Here is a 21219-nt window from a genome sequence, read left to right on the forward strand (position 1 = left end):
GCCAAGGCGGCCTAAACCGCCCGACCATGTCTCTCCCCCCCTGCTCCGCCCCCCGTCTCGCGCTCCTGACCGGCGCCGCTTTCTGCGCCCTGAGCGGCGCCGCCCACGCCCAGATCGCCCCCGCGCCCGCCGCTCTGGATGAGGTCGTGGTCACCGGCTCGCGCCTGTCGGGCGCGCAAAAGCTGGCTCCGGTCGAGATACTGGACCGTCAGGCGCTGGACCGCGCGGGGGTCGCCGATCCGGCGCAGGTTCTGCAGCTGCTCACCGCCAACTCCGGCTCCGAAGCGCGGGTCGACCAGCTGAACCAGCCGCAAAGCTCCGGCACGGCCCAGTTCAACCTGCGCAATCTGGGCCTCGGCTCGACGCTGGTTCTGGTCGACGGCCTGCGCTGGACCTCCAGCGCCGCGGTCGCCACCGACGGCTCGGGCTTCGTCGACATCAACAGCCTCGTGCCTCTGATCGCGCTGCAACGGGTCGAGACCTTCAAGGACGGCGCCTCGGCCCTTTACGGCTCCGACGCCGTGGCGGGCGTGGTCAACTTCATCACCCGCGACGGGGTTGATCGGCCCGAGATGCGCCTGCGCTACGGCGCGCTGGACGGCGCGGACGAGACGCTGGTGGAGGCCATCGGCGGCCTGCCCGTGCTGGGCGGCGACCTGACGCTGGCCGGCTCCTGGCTGCATCGCTCGGCGCTGGGCTCGGACGAGCGGGACTTCACCCAGGCCGAAACCTATGGCCGCGCCGCCTGGACCGCCGTCACCAGCTACGGCCAGCCGGGGTCCTATTTCCGGCCCGGTGCGAACGCCTTCGCGCCGGACCCCGACTGCACCAACCCGGCCTTCACCCAGGCCTTCCGCAACAGCCCGACCGACGCCTTCTGCCGCCTCGACTATTCGGACTTCTTCGACCTGACGCCGGAGGAGACCCGGACCCAGCTGTTCGCGGGCTGGCGTCAGCGCGTCGGCGCGGTCGATGTCCGGCTTCAGGCCGCCTGGTCCTCGACCGAGACCATCGCGCGCCAGAGCCCCTCCCTGCCCATCCTGGCCCGCAGCCTGACGGTCCCGGCCTCCCATCCCGACAATCCGTTCGGCGAGGCGGTGCAGTTTCGCGGCCGGATCCTGGGCGCCGAGGCCGGCGCCTCGGAGGCCAGCTTCGACTACCGGACCTGGCGTCTGGCGGGCGGCCTGTCGGGCCGCTTCTCCAACGGCTGGAACTGGGACGCGTCGGCGACCTCTAGCCGCCAGCACATCGCCTATGACAAGCCCGACACCATCGGCACGGCGCTGCAGAACGCCCTGAACGGTCTGGGCGGCGCGGGCTGCAACCCGGCCACCGGCGCGCCCGGCGTCGGCCCCTGCCAGTATTTCAACCCGTTCGGCAGCGCCTACCTCGGAACCGGCACCCCCAACAGCGCCGCGCTGATCGCCAGCCTCACCGGCTCCACCGGCCTGCGCGGCGCGGCCACCCTGACCACCGTCGATCTACAGACCGACGGTCGCGCCTTCAGCTGGGACGGCGGCGGCGTCGATCTGGCCTTCGGCGCCCAGCACCGCCGCAGCGGCCTGCGCCACGACTGGAGCGATCTGGTCAATGCGGGCGAGCTTCTGACCGCGGGCTATTCTCCCGACTTCGACGGCGATCAGGAGGTGTTCTCCGCCTTCGCCGAGGCCCGCGTCCGGTTGAGCGACCGCCTCGAAGCCCAACTGGCGGTGCGCGAAGAACTCTATGACGGCGGCGAAGACGCGCTCAGCCCCCGCGTCGCGGTGCGCTGGGACGTCGCCGACGCCCTGACCCTTCGCGCGTCTTGGGGCCGTGGTTTCCGCGCGCCTTCGGTCTTCACCCTGTCCGGCGCGCAGGCGTCGCAGCCGTCCGTGTTCGACCGGGGCGCCTTCGTCTTCGTCAACACCCTGACCACCGGCGATCCCGAGCTGAAGCCGGAAGAGTCCGAAACCCTGACCGCCGGCGCCGTCTGGACGCCCCTGCCCGGCCTGCAACTGGGCCTCGACGCCTGGCGGATCGACTACACCAATCTGATCGTCAAGGAATCCGCCCAGACCGTCATCGACCGCGCCGCCGCCGACGATCTGGCGGGCCTCACCGGCACGGCGGCGCAGGCGCGCGTCACCCGCGCCCCGGGCGGCGCCCTGACCTTCGTGGACCTGCGCTTCACCAACGCCTCGTCGATCGAGACCCAGGGGCTGGACCTGTCCGCCCGCTACGACCGCGACCTGTTCGACGGCCGCCTGTCCGCCTCGGCCACCTGGACGTACGTCGACACCTACGACATCCGCCTCGCGCCCGGCGCGGCGACCACCTCGGGCGTCGGCTCGACCAATCTGAACACCCTGGGCCGCTCCCTGCCGCAGGACCGGGGCGAGTTCGCCGTGGGTTGGGCCGGGCCGACCGACACCGTCACCATCCTCGCCCACTACACCGGCGCCTATCGCAACGACCGCAGCGGCATCACCAATGCGGCCATCGACAGCTGGACCACCGTCGACCTGCACTACGTCCGCGCCCTCTCCCCGGCGCTCGACCTGTCGCTCGGCGTGGTCAATGTCGCGGACTCGGATCCCCCGCTGGCCCAGTTCGCCCTCGGCTATGATCCTGTGGTGGCCGATCCGCGTGGACGGGTGGTCAGCATCGGCCTGACGAAGCGGTTCTGATCGCGCTCGCGTCCCTCAGGCGCCCGCCGCGACTTCCGCCGGCCCGGTCGTCAGCAGCTTCCGATAGTCGCTCGGCGTCATGCCGTAGCGTTTGCGAAAGGCGCGGCTGAAGTGGGAGGCGTCGCCGAAACCGAAGCGCAGGGCGACATTGCTCACGGTTTCGGCCCGCTCCACATCGGCCAGTGCGCCCCGCGCCCGCTCCAGGCGCTGCGCCATGACATAGGACTGCACCCCGCCGTCGGACCGGAAGACGGCGAACAGACGGTTGCGGGTGACGCCCAGCGTCCGCTGCAGGTCGGCGATCACCACCTCCCCGCCCAGCCGCCGTTCGATCTCCTCGATCGCCCGTCGGCGCAACACATCGTCGGCGCTCAACCGCTTGGATATTGAACGGCTGTCCAGCAGGACCACCGCCAGCAGATCCAGGAAGACCTGACCCAGCCGGTCGGTCTCCGCCAGATCCAGTCGGGGCAGCATGGCGTGAACGTGCGCCGCATAGGCGAACATGACCGCCGCCGCCGATCCACCGATCACCAGACCATGCAGGTCGTGCAAGGGCGCGAACCGCGCTTCGGCCAGGGGGCGCGGCAAGACCACGCTCCAGGTCCGGCTGGCGGTCGAGGCGTGCAGGGACGGCCGCGCCAGATCATGGAAATGCAGTTGCCCCGCGCTTTCGTGAAACGCCCGCCCGTCCATATCCCCGTGCGCCTCGCCTTCGATCATCATGTTGACGATGACGGGATCAAAGTCCGACAGACGAATGTCCTGGACGCGCCGCTCCCAGCGCATGCCGGTGATTTCGGCGTGGACGAACATCACCTCGCCCAGCCGGACGGACTCCCACCGGGTGTTGAACGGCTCGGTCGGCTCGGTGCGATAGATGGGCTCGGTGCGCGGCCAGTCCCGCAGGTACCAGGCGCGGTAGCGCTCCTGGGGCGGCAGGTCGTCGGTCGAATAGCGAAGCACCGGGATCGGCACGATCGGGCGGTCTTCCCCGGCCTCTGAAGAGGATGAACTCATGCGGGGCTTCGCCGAACAACTGGAAAGACCGGCGTCTGCGCCGACATACTCCTGAAATGTCTAGTGATCCTGCGCCCGACCGACAAGCCGTAACGCCGTCATCTTCAACCTCGCCATTCCCGTCGCGGCTTCGCCCCGTTAGTCTCCGACCATGACTGACGACTCCTACGTCTTCGAAGGCCCGGCCGAGGAACCGGTCGCGCCGCGCGACAACAATCCGCCGCTGTCGATTTCAGAGCTGTCCTTCGCCCTGAAGCGCACGCTCGAGGACCGCTTCGGCCACGTCCGCCTGCGCGGCGAGATCTCGAAGGTGAACCACCACGCCTCGGGCCACGTTTATCTGACGCTCAAGGACGACAAGTCCGCCATCGACGGCGTGGTCTGGAAGGGCGTCGTGCGCGGCCTCGGCGTCCGGCCCGAGTCCGGGCTGGAAGTCATCGTCACCGGCAAGATCACCAGCTACCCGGCCCGCTCCTCCTACCAGATCGTGATCGAGAGCATGGAAGCCGCCGGCGCCGGCGCCCTGCTGGCCCAGCTGGAGCGGCTGAAGGCGAGGCTGGCGGGCGAGGGCCTGTTCGAGGGCGGCCGCAAAAAGCCCATCCCCGCCTTCCCCGCCACGGTGGGCGTGATCACCAGCCCGACCGGCGCGGTCATCCGCGACATCCTCCACCGGATCGCCGAGCGCTGGCCCTGCCGCGTCATTGTCTGGCCGGTCGTGGTCCAGGGCGACGCCGCCGCCGGTCAGGTCGCCAACGCCATCCGCGGCTTCGACGCCCTGAGGCCGGACGGCCCCATTCCCCGCCCCGACGTGGTCATCGTCGCGCGCGGCGGCGGCTCGGTCGAGGACCTGTGGTGCTTCAATGACGAGGCCCTCGCCCGGACGGTGTCCGCCGCGACGATCCCGATCATCTCGGCCGTGGGGCACGAAACCGACACCACCCTGATCGACTTCGTCTCCGACCGCCGCGCCCCCACTCCCACCGGCGCGGCCGAGATCGCCACCCCGGTGCTGGCCGACCTGCAGTACGCCGTCGCCGACTTCGAGCGTCGTCTGGCCCGCGCCGGGGGCCGTCTGCTGGAGGATCGCCGCACCCGCCTGCGCGCCGTCGCCCGCGGCCTGCCCGCCCGGCCCGAAGACCTGCTGGCCCTGCCGCAACAGCGGCTGGACCACGCGGGCAGCAAGCTGGCCTCCGCCCTGCATCGCAATGTGGCGGTGCATGAGCGGCAACTGGCCGGCGCCTCCGGCCGCCTCAGCCCCCTGCTGCTGCGCCAGCGGCTCCAGCGCGAAACGGATCGGATCCAGTCCTTCGCCGCCCGCCTCGGCGCCGGCCTGTCCTCCACCGTCGCAGGACGGGAGCGTCGCCTGCTGCAGGTCAGCGCCCGCCTGTCGCCCGCGCCCCTGCACCGCCGCCTCGACCAGCGCGCCGCCCGGCTGGATGCCCTGGGCGAGCGCCTGACCGCCGTGGTGCCCCGCCGCCTCGACCGCGACCAAACCCGGCTCGCCGCCCTGTCCCGCGCGCTGGCCACCCTCGACCCCAAACGCCCCAAGCCAGGCTTCGCCCGCGTCGAGGACGACACCGGGGCCATGATCGCCTCCGCGTCCGGCCTGTATGACGGTCAGTCTGTCCGGCTGGTCTTCGCGGACGGCGCGAAGGGGGCCCGCATCGACGGCGGCGACGACCTCCCCCCGTCCGCGCCCAAACCGCGACCGGCCCCGCCGCCGAAACCCAAACCCGCCCCTCCCGGTCAGGGCGACCTGTTCTGAAACGGGAAATCCTTGGCGCCTGACCCTGGGTCCAGCTAGATTTGCCGTCATGGACCAGACGACCAATCCACAGGCCACCCTCCACTACGGCGACGGCGAGTTCGCCGTCCTCAAGCCGGGCCGCTTCGTCACCTGCGCGGTGTCCGGCAAGCCGATCCCGCTGGAAACCCTGCGCTACTGGTCGGTCAGCCTGCAGGAGCCCTACGCCGGGCCGGGCGAAGCCTTCCAGCGCCTCGGCCAGCAGCCCTGATGCTGGACCGCCGGGGCCTGCTGGCCGGCGGCGCGGCCCTGCTCGGCGCCGGCTCCGCCCGCGCCCGTGGCCAGGCCCCCGGCGATCTCGCCCTGACCGGCCGCTTCGTCCAGGGCGGCCACGCCATCGGCCAGACCTGGCCCCACGCCCTGATCTTCGTCGACGGCGAGGCCCTGTCCGCCGCCTCCGCCGACGGTTGGTTCATCGTCGGCTTCGACCGTGACTCGCCGGCCGGCGTCCGCATCGAGGCCCGGTCGCGAGACCGCTCCGCCTCGCGCACCCTGACCGTGGCGCCGGGCAGTTTCCACTCCACCGCCGTCAACGGCCTGCCGTCGTCCACGGTCGAGCCCTCGGACCCGGCCCTGCTGGCCCGCATCCGCGAGGAGGTGGTGCTGAAGACCGAGGGTTTCGCCAGCCGCACCGACGCCGACGGCTTTCGCGACGGCTTCATCTGGCCGCTGGAGACCTGGCGCGTCACCAGCCGCTGGGGCGCGCAGCGGGTGCTGAACGGCACGCCCGCCCGGCCCCACTACGGCATTGATCTGGCCGCGCCCCAGGGGTCCGCCATCCGCGCGCCCGCGCCGGGGCGGGTCACCCTGGCCCAGCCGGCGCTGCATTTCGAAGGCGGTCTGGTTTTGATCGACCATGGTCAGGGGCTGATCACCGCCTATCTGCATCAGTCCCGGCTCGAGGTGCGTCAGGGGCAGGACCTGATGCGCGGCGACCTGATCGGACGTGTCGGCATGACCGGCCGCGCCACGGGCCCGCACCTGTGCTGGCGGATGAAATGGCGCGACCGCAACCTCGACCCGTCGCTTCTGATCAAATCCTGAACAAGCTTCGCCATTTACGCTAAAGTTGAAACGCCGTTCGCCGATGGACGCGAACCGAATCCGCCCCTACACCCGAACCGTTCGGCGACTTCACGCCTCGACTGCAAGCTGCCAGACATGTCTTCCCTCGCCGCCCTTCAGGTTCTTCTGGTTGACGACAACCAGCATATGAGAGCCATCACCTCCGCCGTTCTCCAGTCCGCCGGCATCCGCAAGGTGCGCGAGGCGACGGACGGCGCGGCCGCGCTGGAAGTCCTGCGCGAGCACCCGGTCGATCTGGTCATCGTGGACTTCAACATGTTCCCGCTGGACGGGGTCGAGTTCACCCGTCTGGTCCGCAACAGCCCCGACAGCGCCAACCCCTATCTGCCGATCATCATGATGACGGGGCACTCGGAGAAGACCCGCGTCTACGAGGCCCGCGACGCCGGGGTCACCGAGTTCGTGGTCAAGCCGATCACCGCCAAGGCCATCCTCGACCGCATCCAGGCCGTGATCTTCAAGCCCCGGCCCTATGTGAAGACCGACGGCTATTTCGGCCCCGACCGGCGACGCATGTCCCGCGCCGACTACACCGGCCCGCGCCGTCGCTCCACCGACCAGTCGCGCGACATCTAGGCCGAGCCCGGCTCAGGCCTCGGGCGGCAAGGCATCATAGACCTTCTGCGGCCAGCGTTTGTGGACCCAGAACCAGTCCTCCGGAACCTCGCGCACCCGATCCTCGATGAAGGTCGTGATCGCCTGTACGCCCCGCGCGATGTCGGCCTGCCGGTCGCCGGTCGGGGGCACGGGGATGGGCTCGTGCGCCGTCACCCGGAAGCGCACGCCCGGCAGACGCACCACCGAGATCGGCTGCATCACCGTCCCGAAGCGCAGCGCCAGCCGCGACGGCCCCGGGGCCGCGTTCACCGGCTGACCGAAGAAGGTCACTTCCGGCCCTTCCGAGAATTTCTGGTCGTTCAGCAGGGCGACGGACTCGCCGCGCTCCAGCCCCTGCAGCAGCTCCCGCGCCCCGTCCCCGCCCTTGGGCGCGAACAGCTTCACGCCGTAGCGGGCCCGCGCCGCCCGGATCTGGGCGTCGACATAGGGGTTGTTAGCCGCGCGATAGGTCACCTGCACCGGCACGCCCGAGGCCACCAGCACCGCCGCCATGACTTCGAAATTGGACAGGTGGCCTGACACGAACACCACCGGCCTGCCGCCGTCGCGGATGGCGTCCAGCCGATCCTTGCCGACGATCTCCAGACGCCCGCTCTCCGGCGTCAGCTGATCCATCACCGCCGTCTCGGCGAAGCTGCGGCCGATCCGCTCCCACGCTTCCAGCGCCAGCGCCTCGCGCTCGGCGCGGGGCATCTCGGGGAAGGCGATGCGCAGGTTGCGCACCACCGTCCTGTGCGTCCCCACCTTGGGGCCCAGCACGCGCAGCAGGGCGCCGCCCAGATTGGACGCCCGCTCCACCCCCAGCAGCCGCATCAGGCCGATGAAGCCGGCGAAGCCCGCCGCCTCCACCCGCCAGATCAGGTCCTGCCACAGGCCGGACGTGTCGTCCTTACCAGGCAATCGTCAGCCCGCCGTCCACGACCAGCGTCTGGCCCGTCACATAGGCGGCGGCCTTCGAGCACAGATAGACCGCCGTGCCCGCGATCTCGTCCGGCTGGCCGATGCGCTTCATCGGGTTCGGCTCGACCGTCACCTTCAGCACCTCCTCGTTCTCCCACAGATAGCGGGCGAAGTCGGTCTGGATCAGGCCGGGCGCGATACAGTTGACCCGCACGTTCGAGGGCCCCCACTCCACCGCCAGGTTGCGCACCAGCTGCATGTCCGCCGCCTTGGACACGTTGTAGGCGCCGATCAGGGCGTTGCCGCGCAGACCACCGACCGACGAAATGATCAGGATCGCCCCGTCCTTCCGCTCCAGCATCTGCGGCGCGACCATCTGGGTCAGCCAGTGATTGGCCAGCACATTGTTGTGGAAGATTTTCTGGAACTGATCGTCCGAAATCCCCGCCATCGGCCCGGCGTAGGGATTGGACGCCGCGTTGCAGACCAGGATGTCGATCTTGCCGAAGGCGGCGTTGGTCTCGTCCACCAGCCGCTGCAGGTCTTCCTTGGCCGCGATATTGGCCGGGATGGCGATCGCCGTGCCCTCGCCGTGCTTTTCGTTCAGCGCCTGGGCCACCTCGTCGCAAGGCCCGGCCTTGCGGGATGAGATCACCACCTTGGCGCCGTGCTCGGCCATCCGCTCGGCGATCGCCTTGCCGATGCCCTTGGAGGAGCCTGTAATCACCGCGACCTTGCCGGTCAGGTCGAACAATTCCATCGTTAACCTCGAAAGCGTGGGGAGAATCCGACGTCGGACCCTATGCGTATTGTCGTGATACCCCGATACTCGGGCGATTCCATCCGGGAAGGCGGAAACTCCGTACCCCATGCGCGCCATAACCAACGGCTTCTTGTTCTTCGGCTACCTGTTCCTGGCGATGACCGTCGGCGCCTTCCTGTGGCGCGCGGGTCTCGGCGGCGGCGCAGGCGTGGCCGCGGGCTTCGGCACGGCCGGGCTCCTGCTCGCCACCCATGTGCTCGTGGTCGGCCGCGCCCAGCGCGCCGCCCTCAAGAAAGAGATCGACCAGGTCCGTGAGGCGCACCGCCTGCTGGCCGACGCGATGGAGTCCACCCAGGGCGCCCTGACCGAACTGGCCCAGGCCATCGAGGCCGGCGCCCTCACCTCGACCGAACAGCTGTCGGGCGAGGTCCGCATGCTGGAGACCCTGATCCAGCAGATGAGCGTCTCCATCGAGGAACGCGTCCAGCAGCCGGCCCCCGCCAGCGCGTTTGAAGCCCGTCACCGCCAGCAGTCGAACGTCCTGCTCCAGACCATCCACGAAGCGCTCGCCGAAAACCGGGTCGACCTCTACCTCCAGCCGGTCGTCTCCCTGCCCCAGCGCCGGACAATCTTCTACGAAAGCTTCACCCGCCTGCGCGCCGCCGACGACCGGGTGATGATGCCGGCCGAATATCTGTCGGTCGCCGAGGGCGAGGGTCTGGTCCCCGCCATCGACAACCTGCTGCTGTTCCGCTGCGCCCAGATTGTCCGCCGTCTGGCGCGTCAGGACCGCAAGGTCGGCGTCTTCTGCAACGTCGCCCTGTCCTCGCTGGGCGACGAGACCTTCTTCCCCCAGTTCCTCGACTTCCTGTCCGAGAACCGCGACCTCAACCAGGCCCTGATCTTCGAACTGGGTCAGGCGGTGTTCGACGCGCGCGGCGCGGTCGAGGCCCGCAACATGGCCCGTCTGGCCGACCTCGGCTTCCGCTTCTCCATCGACAAGGTGCAGACGCTGGACCTCGACTTCGCCGACCTGCAACGGTCCGACGTGAAATTCCTCAAGGTCGCCGCCGACCTGCTGATTGAACAGCTGCTCGATCTCGACGGCGGCTCGCCGATCCCGTCCCTGCGCGACATCCAGGCCGCCGACTTCGCCCAGTTGACCCGTCGCTACGGCATCGAGGTCATCGCCGAGAAATGCGAAAGCGAACGTCAGATCGTCGACATTCTCGAACTCGACATCGCCATGGGTCAGGGCCACCTCTTCGGCGAGCCCCGCGCCATCAAGGAACAGGTGCTGGCCGAAACCGACCCGCCCGCCGAATTCCTCCGCTCCACCCTCCGCAGCGCCGAACAACGCCGCCGCTTCGGCTGAGCGGCGTCACCGTTCACCTCCCCATCGCCTCGAAGGGGCGATGGAGAGGTGAGCCGCATACTCCGTCCTCCAAAAATACGCGGGAGTTCATGTTGAACCCTCACATTCCGCGCGCCTAACCCGCTGATACCGCTCAGCAACCCTCCCGCCCCAGCGTCATCTTCCCGCCTGAGGACGCGCCGCGCGCACACTCAACCCATCCCGTCGATGGGGAGGGCGTCGGATCCACGCTTCTCGACGACGGCGGGCTGTGGCCGAGCGATGAAGCCTGCGCGATGGAGAGTGCAGGGGTCCTCGTCGGGCAGGGAGGGATCCTGCCCGCTTGCTCGCCGCGCTGCCTGTGGAGCGGGCCGATGACGATTGATCGTTACGTCCGCCCCGCGTCGGTCGTCGGCAACGGCGTCGGCGGATGATCCGGCAAGGCTCCAACAGGAGGGCCGCCAGCCGGAGGGCGCGCGTCCAACGACCACGCGGGACGTCGATCTCGTCGAAACGGTAAAACTACAAACCACACCGGGCGAGGCCCGGCGTCCCGCGCCCTTCCCATCCCCGCTTCAGGCCGAAGCGGCCAAAAGTCATGCCCCGGCCTCACCTCTCCATCGCCCCTTCAAGGCGATGGAGAGGACAGATCGGCGTCTTCGCCGATCAGGAGAGGGCGGCGCGGTGTCGGCCGGAGAAGTCTCGAACCCCGGCGCCGGCGGCCCATCACGCCCCCCGACTCCGCCCCCGCCCTTCACCCCGTCCCCCCAACCCGCTATCTCCCCCTCATGACCCTTCCCCACGCCCTCACCGGTCTCGGCGCCATCGCCGGGGACTATGACATCCTGCTCTGCGACGTCTGGGGCGTGATCCACAACGGGCGCGAAAGCTGGCCGGCGGCCTGTCAGGCCCTCGCCGAGTTCAACCGTCAGGGCGGCCACGTCATCCTGATCTCGAACTCGCCGCGCCCCGGCCCCGGCGTCGTCACCCAGATGGACGACCTCGGCGTGCCGCGCGACAGCTGGAAGGCCGTCGTCACCTCGGGCGACGCCACCCGCGCCGAACTGGCCAAACGCGCCCCCGGCCCGGCTTGGCTGATCGGCCCCGACCGCGACTTCCCCCTGTACGAAGGCCTCGGCCTGGACATCGCCGGCGGCGCCGCCGACGCGGGCTTCATCTCCGTCACCGGCCTGCACGATGACGAGGTCGAGGTTCCCGAGGACTATCGCGCCCGCCTGACCGAGGCCGCCGCCCGCGAGCTGGAGATGATCTGCGCCAACCCCGACCGGGTGGTTCAGCGCGGCGATCGCCTGATCTGGTGCGCCGGGTCGCTGGCCGACCTGTACGAAAGCCTCGGCGGGCGGGTGACCATGGCGGGCAAGCCGTTCGGCCCGATCTACGACCTGGCGCTCAAGGCGGCCGCCGACCTGCTGGGCGGACCGGTCAACCGGTCCCGCGTCCTGTGCATCGGCGACGGCGTCATCACCGATGTTCTGGGCGCGGACAAACAGGCGCTGGATTGCCTGTTCATCGCCCAGGGCATTCACGGCGACAAGGCGCGCGGCGCCGACGGAACCCTCGATCCGGCCCGGGCGGGCGAGCTTCTGAAGGCGGAAACGACCTATGCGCGCTACGCCATGCTCGATCTGGCGTGGTGAGGCATGGTCATTCTGTCGCACGGGCGCTAACACCCCCCCATGGTTGATCTCGTTCAGAAACATCCCTCAGGCGGCTACATCCTCGAGGAGCTCCACGTCGGCATGGCCGCCGAAAAGGTGATCCACGTCACCGAGGACCGCATCCGCCTGTTCGCCGAGGCGTCGGACGACTTCAATCCGGTCCATCTGGACGAAGCCTTCGCGGCCAAGACCGCCTATCGCGGCCGCATCGCCCACGGCCTGCTGTCGGCCTCGTTCGGCTCGGCGGTCGTCGGCACCATCCTGCCCGGCGCCGGCTCGATCTACATCTCCCAGACCCTGCAGTTCCACCTGCCGGTTCGTATCGACGACACCGTCGTGATCCGCATCACGGTCCTGTCCGTCGATCAGGAAAGCGCCCGCGTCGAGCTCAACTGCGAGGGCTTCGTCGAGGGCAAGCTGATCATGGACGGCATCGCCGTGGTCCGCGTGCCTCGCCGCCGCAAGCCGTCCGCGCGTTGATCCGGATCGTCCGCGGCTGGCGCGACCTGCCCCCCGAACACCGGGGCGCGGCCGTCGCCATCGGCGCCTTCGACGGCGTCCATCGCGGGCATCAGGCCGTCATCGCCCTGGCGCGCGAGGCCGCCGCCCGGCTCGGCGCGCCCCTGGCCGTGGTCAGTTTCGCCCCCCACCCCCGCCGCTGGTTCCAGCCCGACGCCGCCCCCTTCGGCCTGATGACGCCGGACCAGATGGCCCGCGCCCTCGAACCGCTGGGCGTCGACCGCCTCTACCTCCTGCCCTTCGACGGCGAGATGGCGGCGATGAGCGATGAGCAGTTCGCCCGCGAGGTGCTGGGCGACGGCCTCGGCATCGCGCACGCCGCGGTCGGCTTCGACTTCACCTTCGGCAAGGGCCGCACCGGTTCGCCCGAGGCCCTGCGCCGCTACGGCGAGGCCGCCGGCTTCACCGTCTCCGTCGCCGATCGTCTGGATGACGCCGACGGGCTCAAGCTGTCCTCCTCCGCCGTGCGCGAGGCGTTGAAGGCCGGTGACATGGCCCGCGCCGCCGCCATCCTCGGCCGCCCCTTCGCCGTCGCCGGCGAAGTCATCCACGGCGACAAGCGCGGCCGCACCATCGGCGTCCCGACCGCCAACGTCAGCCTGGGCGGCTATATGCGCCCGGCCTACGGCGTCTATGCGACCCGCACCCGCCTGCCGGACGGCCGCATCGTCGACGGCGTCGCCAACCTGGGCGTCCGCCCCATGTATCCGACCGAGGACCCGCTGCTCGAGGTCTGGCTGTTCGACTTTAACGCGGACCTCTACGGCCAGACGGTCGAGACCGAACTGGTCGCCTTCCTGCGTGGCGAGCTGAAGTTCGACGGCCTCGACGCTCTCAAGGGCCAGATCGACCAGGACGCCGCCGACGCCCGCGCGGCGCTTCGTCAGTGGCGCGCCGACGACGCCCCTGCTAGACCGCCTGCACCATGACCGTCCGCGTCCGTTTCCCGATTTCGATTAGCCGCCCGGCGTAGCGCTGCAGGGCTGACAGCCCCGCGCACGCCGGGATCGACCGCCCTCAAGGGCCGGACTGAGCGAACGATCAAACGAACGACGAGACTGACTTCATGGCTGACGCCCCCAAGACCGATGACGACACCCCCGCCGGCCGCGACTATCGCGAAACCGTCTTCCTGCCGGAGACGCCCTTCCCCATGCGCGGCGGCCTGCCCCAGAAGGAGCCGCTGATCCTCGACCAGTGGGGCGACCTCTACGCCGCCCTGCGCAAGCAGCGTCAGGCCGAGGGCGCGCCGCTGTACGTGCTGCACGACGGCCCGCCCTACGCCAACGGCGACATCCACATCGGCCACGCCCTCAACAAGACGCTGAAGGACTTCGTCGTCCGCAGCCGCTTCCTGCTCGGCTACGACGTCGACTACGTGCCCGGCTGGGACTGCCACGGCCTGCCGATCGAGTGGAAGATCGAGGAACAGTTCCGCGCCAAGGGCCGCCGCAAGGATGAGGTCTCCAAGGCCGAGTTCCGCGCCGCCTGCCGCGAGTACGCGACCGGCTGGATCGACGTGCAGCGCGAGCAGTTCAAACGCCTCGGCATCGTCGGCGACTGGGACCACCGCTACGCTACGATGGACTTCACCACCGAAGCCGCCATCGTCGCCGAATTCCACAAGTTCAAGAACTCGGGCCAGCTTTATCGCGGCTCCAAGCCGGTCATGTGGTCGCCGGTCGAGCGCACCGCCCTGGCCGACGCCGAGATCGAATACCACGACCACGTCAGTCCCACGATCTGGGTGAAATTCCCCGTCACCGGCGCGACCGATGACCACCCCGACGACCTGCTGGCCTTCCGCAACGCCACGCCCTCGATCGTCATCTGGACCACGACCCCGTGGACCATCCCGGCCAACCGCGCCATCAGCTACGGCCCCGAGATCGCCTATGGCCTCTACGAGGTCACGGCGATGGAGGAAGGCCTCGAGTTCGAGCCCTGGGCCAAAGCGGGCGACCGCCTGATCGTCGCTGACAAGCTGGCCGAGGAGGTCTTCAAGGCCGCGAAGATCGCCGCCTGGACCCGCGTCGATGATCTGAACCCCTCGGGTCTGGAATGCGCCCACCCGCTGGCGGCCCTGTCGCCCGGATACGGCTTCTCCGTGCCCCTGCTGGCCGGCGATCACGTCACCGACGACGCCGGCACCGGCTTCGTTCACACCGCCCCGGGCCACGGCGCCGACGACTATGAGGTCTGGAAGGCCCACGGTCATCACGAGGTGCCGGACACGGTCGACGCCGACGGCGCCTACTATGACCATGTCCCGCTGTTCGCGGGCCTGAAGGTCATCGAGACCGAGGGCAAGAAGGACAAGATCGGCAAGTTCGGCGCGGCCAACAAGGTCGTCACCGAAAAACTGATCGAGGCGGGCGCCCTGCTGGCGCGCGGCCGGATGGAGCACTCCTATCCGCACAGCTGGCGCTCCAAGGCGCCGGTCATCTTCCGCAACACGCCGCAGTGGTTCATCCGCATGGATCAGCCGCTGAGCGACGACAGCACCCTGCGCGAACGCGCCCTGTCGGCCATCGACGCCACCGCCTTCCACCCGGCGGCGGGCAAGAACCGCATCCGCTCCATGGTCGAAAGCCGTCCCGACTGGCTGATCAGCCGCCAGCGCGCCTGGGGCACGCCGCTCGCCATGTTCGTCGACAAACAGACCGGCCAGCCGCTGGTCGACGCCGAGGTCGACGCCCGCATCACCGCTGCGGTGGCGGAGGGCGGCGCCGACGCCTGGTTCACCCGCCCTGACTCCGATTTCCTCGGCCAGCACGAGGTGTCGCGCTTCGAGAAGATCGAGGATATCCTCGACGTCTGGTTCGACTCCGGCTGCACCCACGCCTTCACCCTGGAGGCGCGCGATCCGGCGCATGGCTATACCGGCGACCGCCCGTCGCACTGGCCCGCCGACCTGTATCTCGAAGGCTCTGACCAGCACCGCGGCTGGTTCCAGTCCAACCTGCTCGAAGGCTCCGGCACTCGCGGCCGCGCCCCCTATGACGCCGTCCTGACGCACGGCTTCACCCAGGACGAGCAGGGCAAGAAGATGTCCAAGTCGCTGGGCAACACCACCGACCCGGCCGTCGTCATCAAGGAATCCGGCGCCGACATCCTGCGCCTCTGGGTGGCGCTGGTGGACTACGCGGAGGATCAGCGGATCGGGAAGCAGATCCTGCAGACCACCGTCGAGGCCTATCGCAAGCTGCGCAACACGGTGCGCTATCTGCTGGGCGCCCTGGACGGCTTCACCGAAGAGGAACGCCTGCCACTCGACCAGATGCCTCCGCTGGAGGCCTTTATCCTCCACCGCCTCCACGAACTGGATGGTCAGGTCCGCGCCGCCTATGCCGACTACCGCTTCCAGGACGTCGTCCGCCCGGTGCTGGAGTTCTGCTCCAACGACCTGTCGGCCCTGTACTTCGACGTCCGCAAGGACAGCCTCTACTGCGACCGCCCCGATGCGATCCGCCGCCGCGCCGCCCGCACGGTGATGGATGAGGTCTTCCTGCGCCTGACCGCCTGGCTGGCCCCGCTGACGCCGTTCACGATGGAAGAGGCCTGGACGGTCCGCTTCCCGGACGGCGGCTCCAACTGCGCCCGGGTCATTCCGGAAACGCCGGCGGCGTGGGCCAATCCGACGGAGGCCGCCCGCTGGGCCGGCGCCCAGAAGGTGCTGGAGGTCGTCAACGAGGCGCTGGAAGCCGCGCGGCGTGACAAGACCATCGGCGGGGCGCTCGACGCCTGGCCTGTCGTCACCGGCCCGGCCGAGGCGTTCGCCCCGTTCGAAGGACTGGACGCCGCCGAGGTCTTCCGCACCTCGGGCGCCGAACTGGTGCACGGCGGCGACGCCGTCACCGTCGAGGTCAGGCTGGCCGACTATCCCAAATGCGCCCGCTCCTGGCGTCGCGTGCCGGACGTGGGGTCAGACCCCGACTATCCGGAGCTCAGCGCCCGCGACGCGGACGCGGTCCGCTGGTGGGACGCGCAACGCGCCTGACGAGACCCGCAGAAAAAATGGCCCCGCCCGAACCCGGACGGGGCCATTCTTCTGTCAGCCGGAGGATCAGCCCTCGGTCGACCGGCTCCTCAGCCGCACGGCCTGGACCGCCATCTCGTCGGCCTGACGCGCGAGGCGGGGCGACAGGGCCTGCAACTCGGCGTCGGTCGTCGGCTGGCCTTGGGCGCGCTGGCGTTCAATCACCTGGGCGCGATAGGCCGGGTCAAGCAGGCGGCGGGATTCCTCACGCATCTGCCGCGCGCCCCGCTCCATGTCGTCTGCGCCGCGGGCCATGTCCACGCGAGCCCGGGCCATGTCACGCGTCGCCGCGCGCCGGGCTTCAACGGCGTGTTCCCGAGCGACGCGGGCGCCCTCCCGAGCGGCGTCGGCCTGGGCCCGGGCCGCGGCATGGGCGGCCGGATCCGGCCGTGAGACGCGCCGCGGGGCGGGCCGCGCCCGGATGCGGGCGGCGTTCGCCTCTGCCCGGGCCTGGGCGGCTTCAACATGGGCTTGAGCCGCTTCGGCGCGGGCTTGCTCGGCCTCAACCCTCGCCTGGGCGGCGACCCGGCGCGCCTCGGGGTCGCCGTTCTGCGTCCAGGACACATACGATCCACGGGCCGGAGGCGGGGGGGGAGCCGGACGCGCAGGAGGCGCAGGAGGCGCGGGAGGCGCGGGAGGCGCCGGCGGAGCGTGGAAACGCGCGTGGCTGGGGGGCGGCGGCGGCGGCGGCGGAGCGGGAACCGGCGGCGGCGGCGGAGGAAGATCCTGGCTCAGGGCGAGCGCAGCCGCCGGGGCAGGGTTTGACGCTGCAACGGCCTTCGGAGCGGCGGCTTCTGGCACGCGCGGCGTCAACTCGACCGCTGCCAAGGGCGTGGCGACAGCGACCAGACCACCGACGGTCAGGGCTATGAACAGAGGGCGGGACGGCACGGAACGACGGGTCTTCATGATGCGAGCGATCCTTTTCGAGAGAGAGCGGGCGGGGCCGGTCATGCCCAGAGCAGCGGGCTGACCGAAATCGGCGGCGAGGCCGACAAGGGTGCGGGCATAGGCGCCGGGGTCCAGAACCTTCAGGGCTTCCGCGTCAGCGGCATCCTCGGTGCGCGCCGCCAGTTCGGCGTGGAGCCACCAGACCAGCGGGTTGAACCAGAACAGGGCCAGGGCGGCCCGCGACAGCAGCAGGAACAGCCAGTCCCGACGACGGATGTGGGCCAGTTCATGCGCCATCACGGCAGGGGCGCTTTCGGGTCGCGCCAACTGGGCGTCACCGATAAGGACCACCCCGGGCGGCAGCCCCCAGCTCAGCGGTGCAGGGGTCGAGGGCGACACGATCAGGCGGGGACGGCGCGCCTCGGCCAGCCACTCCATCGGTGCGGTCCACTGGCGCGCGGTCACCGGGCGACCGGACCGGGTCCATTGCAACAGGGTCAGCAGGCCGAGCGCGAAACGCCCCAGCACGAGGACCAGTCCCACGGCCCAGATCGCGCCTATCAACAAGGCGGGCGTGGGCTCCGGCAGGGCGGCGGAGACGGTCAGGCCTCCGACCGTAGCCACATCTCCACGCCAGAGCGGCAGGCCGGCCGGGTCGGCGACCACAGGCTGCGCGGGCAGCACGGGCACGGCTACCGCGGGCCCCAGAACCATCAGCACGGGCAAGGCCAGCAGCAGAAGGATCGTCACACGCAACACATCGACAGCCTCTGTCGCCGGCCGCCCCCGCAACGTGACCGCCAGCAGCAAACCGGCGCCCGCGATCAGGCCTGATTTGACCAACAGTTCAATCATCAGATCGGCGGTCATGCGTCCCGCTCCCCCGCGTCATCGATGGCGCGCCTCAGGGCCTTGATCTCGTCCGGCTGGAGCGACCGGGTCAGGCCGAGGAGAGCCGTCGCCGCGCTGGCCGCAGATCCGGCGAAGAAGGTGTCGACCATTCGCTTCAGCGCGCTTGACGCCAGAGCCTCGGGCGCGGGCGCGGGACGATAGACGACCCCGCCCTCTCCCGCTTCGCGGGCCACCAGCCCCTTCGCCTCCAGACGCGCCAGCAGCGTGCGCACCGCGGAATCGCTGAGGGGATCGCTCAGGGCGGCGCGGACCGAGCCAGTCGTGCCCTGCTCAAGCCGACACAGGGTCTCGAAGACTTCTCGCTCCCGCCTCGGAAGGGTTTCGATCATGGTCACGCCCCGTCACTACATTTGTAGCGCTACACTTGTAGCGAATTGCGTCACGATAAAGGCGGTCGCATGAACTCGCGGACAGGTCAGGCTCAAGCGCCGGCGCCGGCCGAGCGTGCGGGCTCTCGCCTAGGGAACGGGCCGTTTGGCGAGCTTCCGGGCAAGGGTCCGGCGGTGCATGCCCAGCTGCCGGGCCGTCTCCGAGATGTTGAATCCGGTTTCGGCCAGGGTCTCGTTGATCCGCTCCCACTCCAGCGTCTTTATCGACGTCGAGCGATGCGAGATGCGCGCCGTCACGTCGCCCGTGGGGGCGCTGGCGAAGGCGGCCTCGATGTCGTCGGTGTTGGAGGGCTTGGCGAGATACTGGCAGGCGCCCAGTTTGATCGCCTCCACCGCCGTGGCGAGGCTGGCGAAGCCCGTCAGGACGACGATCCGCATCTCGGGATCGTACGCATGCAGTCTCTGGACGCAGACAAGACCGGATTCTGCACCCAGTTTGAGATCCACGACGGCGAACCGGGGCGCGGCCGTTTCAAGGACTGTCGCAAGTCGCGCGGCGCTGTCCGCGTGCCAGACCCGGTACCCTCGCCGCTCGAACGACTTCTGCAAGGTTGCGGCGAGGGTCGGGTTGTCCTCGACGATGACCAGACGCGGCTGTTCCATTACAGGCTCCCGCCCCGATCCGGGGCCAGCGGCAGGACCAGTTGCACGACAGCGCCGCCCTCGGGACGATTGGCGGCGTTGAGGCGTCCTCCCAGGCGACGCGCCAGCGCGGCGGCCAGAAACAGGCCCATACCATGTCCGGGCCCTTTGAGAGACTGATGCGGTTTCCCGACGGAGGCCAACTGCGCATCCGTGAAGCCCGGGCCATCGTCCATGATCGAGACCTCCAGTCCCTCCGTCGTCCGCAAGGCCGTAAGAGCGATCCCCGCCGGACAGGCCTGGGCGGCATTGTCCAGCAGGCTGGCGATCACCTGGCTGACGGCGGGCTCAGCGAACAGGAGCGCGCCCGAAAGGCCCTCGCTGCGATAGACCAAGGGCGTGGCGGGACAGGTCGGCCGCCAGTCATTCGCCACCCGCTCCAGCAGGGACTCGGCGGCGACGATTTCCGCCTCGCCCCGTGGTGTGCCGGCAAGGTGGAGAATGTCGCCCACGATGGTTTTGCATCGATCGACCTCGCGCTGCATCACAACGAGCTCGGGCGAAAGCTCTTCATCACCCGCAACGCGCGGCATGCGGCTCCAGTCGTTCAGGATGACTGACACCGTCGACAGGGGCGTCCCCAGTTCATGGGCCATGCCGGACGCCAGAAGTCCCGTCCGCACGATGCCGTCCTCCTCGGCGGCATGCTGGCGCAGGTCCGCCAGATAGGCGTCGCGAGCGCGGAGGTTGCGCGTGATCCGCGCCATGAAGACTGCCAGGAGCCCGCCGGTCAGGGCGAAGCTGATGACGGCTCCAAAGCGCTCGATCTGCGGAACCTGATCAAGGAGTTCCGGCGGGTATGCCAAGGGCGTTCCGAAGGCCGCAAGGAAGGCGTAGGCGGCCATCGCCACCGCAGCCAGTATGCCGAGCGAGACGAAGTCCAGCAGGATGGCGCCCAGCACCAGTTGCAGGAAGAATAGCGAGATAAAGGGGTTGGCCGCGCCCCCGCTGAGGTAAAGCTGGAAGGCCAGCGCAGCGACATCGAACAGCAGCGCCTGCAGGATGGCGGTTTGTCCGACGGGGCGGCGATAGAGCACGATCCGCGCATAGCTGTTGGCGAAGGCCAGCACCGCCACGACGCCCAGCATCGGCGCCAGCGGCAGCGCGACGCCCAGCGCGAACTCGACCACGACGATGGCGAGCAGTTGGCCCGCGACGGCGATCCACCGGAGCTGCACCAGCAGACGCATATTGCGGTCCGCCGCCGTGGCCGGCGACAGCCCGGGCTCAGCTGTTCGGGCCCGCGTCAGGGCGAGAATGGGCGTCTCCATCATCGTTTCCACCCGTGGCGCAGGACGATCCCCGCCCCCGCCAGCGACAAGCCGCACAGGGCGAACCAGGTCAGGGCGTAGCTGAGGTGATTGTTGCTGAAGCGGACGACGGTCAGCCCCGCAACCGGGCCGCTGCTCGAACCGGAAGCCGCGGCGTCAATGAAATAGGGCGCGACCGGATCGACCAGATCCTGAGCCCGGGCGATGGCCTTGATGTCACGCGAGTACCAGCGCCCGTCCGCTGGTGCATTGGCGCGCAGGAACCCGCCGCCGGGCTCGTCCGCCCGCAGCAGGCCTACCACTGAAACCCGCCTCGGCATCGGATCGGCGTCCCGCCAGTCTTTCGTCGGCACAAAGCCCCGATTGACCAGAATGATGCCGGCGTCCGTCCGCAGCGGCGTCATCAACCACCAGCCCGCGCCCCGTTCGGTCAGGGCCTGAACCGGCGTCGACCTGTCTTTCAGGAAGACGCCATCGACGGTCACGCGTGTGTAGGCCTGATCAGGCGACCACCGGTCACCGGGCGGGGGCGCGACGGGCGGCGCGACAAGCCTGGCGTTCACGGTTTCGATGAGATTACGCTTCCAGCCCAGCCGTTCGACCTGCCAGACCCCCAAGGTCGCGAACCCCGCAGCGAGCGCGAGGCAAAGGCCCAGAAACAGACCA

18 protein-coding genes are annotated in these 21219 nt (G+C 69.7%); 10 read left to right on the plus strand and 8 right to left on the minus strand.

Features of this window, described 5'->3' with window-relative positions; all coding sequences use genetic code 11:
• Positions 1 to 26 precede the first annotated feature (26 nt).
• Positions 27 to 2666 carry a TonB-dependent receptor plug domain-containing protein gene (locus ACW174_RS01295; protein WP_492015899.1) on the plus strand — a complete coding sequence of 880 codons (2640 nt, stop codon included), beginning with the start codon at positions 27 to 29 and terminating at the stop codon, positions 2664 to 2666.
• A 15-nt stretch (positions 2667 to 2681) separates the two neighbouring features.
• Here the strand turns inward: ACW174_RS01295 and ACW174_RS01300 are convergent, their stop codons facing one another.
• Entirely contained in the window at positions 2682 to 3686 is a 1005-nt protein-coding gene (locus ACW174_RS01300) for a helix-turn-helix transcriptional regulator (protein ID WP_492015900.1), read from the minus strand.
• Positions 3687 to 3837: 151 nt separating this feature from the next.
• Between ACW174_RS01300 and xseA the strand changes: the two genes are divergently transcribed.
• The 4 genes from xseA to ACW174_RS01320 all read left to right on the plus strand — a co-directional run bounded on the left by xseA (position 3838) and on the right by ACW174_RS01320 (position 7152).
• Positions 3838 to 5451 (plus strand): exodeoxyribonuclease VII large subunit, encoded by a 1614-nt coding sequence (gene xseA / locus ACW174_RS01305; protein ID WP_492015901.1) that lies wholly within the window; start codon positions 3838 to 3840, stop codon positions 5449 to 5451.
• 49 nt (positions 5452 to 5500) lie between these two features.
• Positions 5501 to 5701, plus strand: a complete 201-nt coding sequence (locus tag ACW174_RS01310) for a DUF2093 domain-containing protein (RefSeq protein WP_492015902.1) — start codon at positions 5501 to 5503, stop codon at positions 5699 to 5701.
• Positions 5701 to 6534 (plus strand): M23 family metallopeptidase, encoded by an 834-nt coding sequence (locus ACW174_RS01315; protein WP_492015903.1) that lies wholly within the window; start codon positions 5701 to 5703, stop codon positions 6532 to 6534. The genes ACW174_RS01310 and ACW174_RS01315 overlap by 1 nt, the downstream gene beginning before the upstream one ends.
• 117 nt (positions 6535 to 6651) lie before the next feature.
• Entirely contained in the window at positions 6652 to 7152 is a 501-nt protein-coding gene (locus ACW174_RS01320; RefSeq protein ID WP_492015904.1) for a response regulator, read from the plus strand.
• 12 nt (positions 7153 to 7164) lie between these two features.
• Here ACW174_RS01320 and ACW174_RS01325 read toward each other — a convergent pair whose 3' ends face one another.
• Both ACW174_RS01325 and ACW174_RS01330 read right to left on the minus strand, forming a co-directional pair.
• Entirely contained in the window at positions 7165 to 8007 is an 843-nt protein-coding gene (locus ACW174_RS01325; protein WP_492017321.1) for a lysophospholipid acyltransferase family protein, read from the minus strand.
• 76 nt (positions 8008 to 8083) lie between these two features.
• Positions 8084 to 8854 (minus strand): SDR family NAD(P)-dependent oxidoreductase, encoded by a 771-nt coding sequence (locus ACW174_RS01330; protein ID WP_492015905.1) that lies wholly within the window; start codon positions 8852 to 8854, stop codon positions 8084 to 8086.
• A gap of 109 nt (positions 8855 to 8963) precedes the next feature.
• On the opposite strand from ACW174_RS01330, the gene tipF reads away from it, so the two are divergent.
• From tipF to ileS, 5 genes are all read left to right on the plus strand, one after another.
• Positions 8964 to 10232, plus strand: a complete 1269-nt coding sequence (tipF, locus tag ACW174_RS01335) for a flagella assembly cyclic-di-GMP phosphodiesterase TipF (RefSeq protein ID WP_492015906.1) — start codon at positions 8964 to 8966, stop codon at positions 10230 to 10232.
• Positions 10233 to 10999: 767 nt separating this feature from the next.
• On the plus strand, positions 11000 to 11869 hold the full coding sequence (locus ACW174_RS01340; RefSeq protein ID WP_492015907.1) for a TIGR01459 family HAD-type hydrolase: 870 nt from the start codon (positions 11000 to 11002) through the stop codon (positions 11867 to 11869).
• Positions 11870 to 11908: 39 nt separating this feature from the next.
• Positions 11909 to 12370 carry a MaoC family dehydratase gene (locus ACW174_RS01345; protein ID WP_492015908.1) on the plus strand — a complete coding sequence of 154 codons (462 nt, stop codon included), beginning with the start codon at positions 11909 to 11911 and terminating at the stop codon, positions 12368 to 12370.
• On the plus strand, positions 12370 to 13338 hold the full coding sequence (locus tag ACW174_RS01350) for a bifunctional riboflavin kinase/FAD synthetase (RefSeq protein ID WP_492017322.1): 969 nt from the start codon (positions 12370 to 12372) through the stop codon (positions 13336 to 13338). The genes ACW174_RS01345 and ACW174_RS01350 overlap by 1 nt, the downstream gene beginning before the upstream one ends.
• A 137-nt stretch (positions 13339 to 13475) precedes the next feature.
• The gene (gene ileS / locus ACW174_RS01355) at positions 13476 to 16409 is read left to right on the plus strand and encodes an isoleucine--tRNA ligase (protein WP_492015909.1); all 2934 of its coding nucleotides are present in this window, start codon (positions 13476 to 13478) and stop codon (positions 16407 to 16409) included.
• A 66-nt stretch (positions 16410 to 16475) separates the two neighbouring features.
• On the opposite strand, the gene ACW174_RS01360 is transcribed toward ileS, so the two are convergent.
• The 5 genes from ACW174_RS01360 to ACW174_RS01380 form a co-directional block, all read right to left on the minus strand.
• Positions 16476 to 18209, minus strand: a complete 1734-nt coding sequence (locus ACW174_RS01360) for a M56 family metallopeptidase (protein WP_492015910.1) — start codon at positions 18207 to 18209, stop codon at positions 16476 to 16478.
• Positions 18206 to 18580 carry a BlaI/MecI/CopY family transcriptional regulator gene (locus tag ACW174_RS01365; protein ID WP_492015911.1) on the minus strand — a complete coding sequence of 125 codons (375 nt, stop codon included), beginning with the start codon at positions 18578 to 18580 and terminating at the stop codon, positions 18206 to 18208. Before ACW174_RS01365 ends, ACW174_RS01360 begins: the two co-directional genes overlap by 4 nt.
• A 129-nt stretch (positions 18581 to 18709) precedes the next feature.
• Positions 18710 to 19243: a response regulator transcription factor gene (locus ACW174_RS01370; protein ID WP_492015912.1), complete on the minus strand. Its 534-nt coding sequence runs from the start codon at positions 19241 to 19243 to the stop codon at positions 18710 to 18712.
• On the minus strand, positions 19243 to 20553 hold the full coding sequence (locus tag ACW174_RS01375) for an ATP-binding protein (protein WP_492015913.1): 1311 nt from the start codon (positions 20551 to 20553) through the stop codon (positions 19243 to 19245). The genes ACW174_RS01370 and ACW174_RS01375 overlap by 1 nt, the downstream gene beginning before the upstream one ends.
• A complete protein-coding gene (locus ACW174_RS01380; protein ID WP_492015914.1) occupies positions 20553 to 21170 on the minus strand; it encodes an SURF1 family protein in 618 nt (205 codons plus the stop codon). The genes ACW174_RS01375 and ACW174_RS01380 overlap by 1 nt, the downstream gene beginning before the upstream one ends.
• Positions 21171 to 21219 lie beyond the last annotated feature (49 nt).

This window comes from Brevundimonas sp. AVps31 (assembly GCF_058681355.1).

Bases quoted from the DNA above. Each gene is read 5' to 3' on its own strand.
- ACW174_RS01375 (WP_492015913.1), bottom strand. From the start codon at position 20,553: ATGGAGACGCCCATTCTCGCCCTGACGCGGGCCCGAACAGCTGAGCCC.
- xseA (WP_492015901.1), top strand. From the start codon at position 3,838: ATGACTGACGACTCCTACGTCTTCGAAGGCCCGGCCGAGGAACCGGTC.
- ileS (WP_492015909.1), top strand. From the start codon at position 13,476: ATGGCTGACGCCCCCAAGACCGATGACGACACCCCCGCCGGCCGCGAC.
- ACW174_RS01365 (WP_492015911.1), bottom strand. From the start codon at position 18,580: ATGATCGAAACCCTTCCGAGGCGGGAGCGAGAAGTCTTCGAGACCCTG.
- ACW174_RS01295 (WP_492015899.1), top strand. From the start codon at position 27: ATGTCTCTCCCCCCCTGCTCCGCCCCCCGTCTCGCGCTCCTGACCGGC.
- ACW174_RS01330 (WP_492015905.1), bottom strand. From the start codon at position 8,854: ATGGAATTGTTCGACCTGACCGGCAAGGTCGCGGTGATTACAGGCTCC.
- ACW174_RS01360 (WP_492015910.1), bottom strand. From the start codon at position 18,209: ATGACCGCCGATCTGATGATTGAACTGTTGGTCAAATCAGGCCTGATC.
- ACW174_RS01300 (WP_492015900.1), bottom strand. From the start codon at position 3,686: ATGAGTTCATCCTCTTCAGAGGCCGGGGAAGACCGCCCGATCGTGCCG.
- ACW174_RS01325 (WP_492017321.1), bottom strand. From the start codon at position 8,007: ATGCGGCTGCTGGGGGTGGAGCGGGCGTCCAATCTGGGCGGCGCCCTG.
- tipF (WP_492015906.1), top strand. From the start codon at position 8,964: ATGCGCGCCATAACCAACGGCTTCTTGTTCTTCGGCTACCTGTTCCTG.
- ACW174_RS01370 (WP_492015912.1), bottom strand. From the start codon at position 19,243: ATGGAACAGCCGCGTCTGGTCATCGTCGAGGACAACCCGACCCTCGCC.
- ACW174_RS01310 (WP_492015902.1), top strand. From the start codon at position 5,501: ATGGACCAGACGACCAATCCACAGGCCACCCTCCACTACGGCGACGGC.
- ACW174_RS01345 (WP_492015908.1), top strand. From the start codon at position 11,909: ATGGTTGATCTCGTTCAGAAACATCCCTCAGGCGGCTACATCCTCGAG.
- ACW174_RS01320 (WP_492015904.1), top strand. From the start codon at position 6,652: ATGTCTTCCCTCGCCGCCCTTCAGGTTCTTCTGGTTGACGACAACCAG.
- ACW174_RS01315 (WP_492015903.1), top strand. From the start codon at position 5,701: ATGCTGGACCGCCGGGGCCTGCTGGCCGGCGGCGCGGCCCTGCTCGGC.
- ACW174_RS01340 (WP_492015907.1), top strand. From the start codon at position 11,000: ATGACCCTTCCCCACGCCCTCACCGGTCTCGGCGCCATCGCCGGGGAC.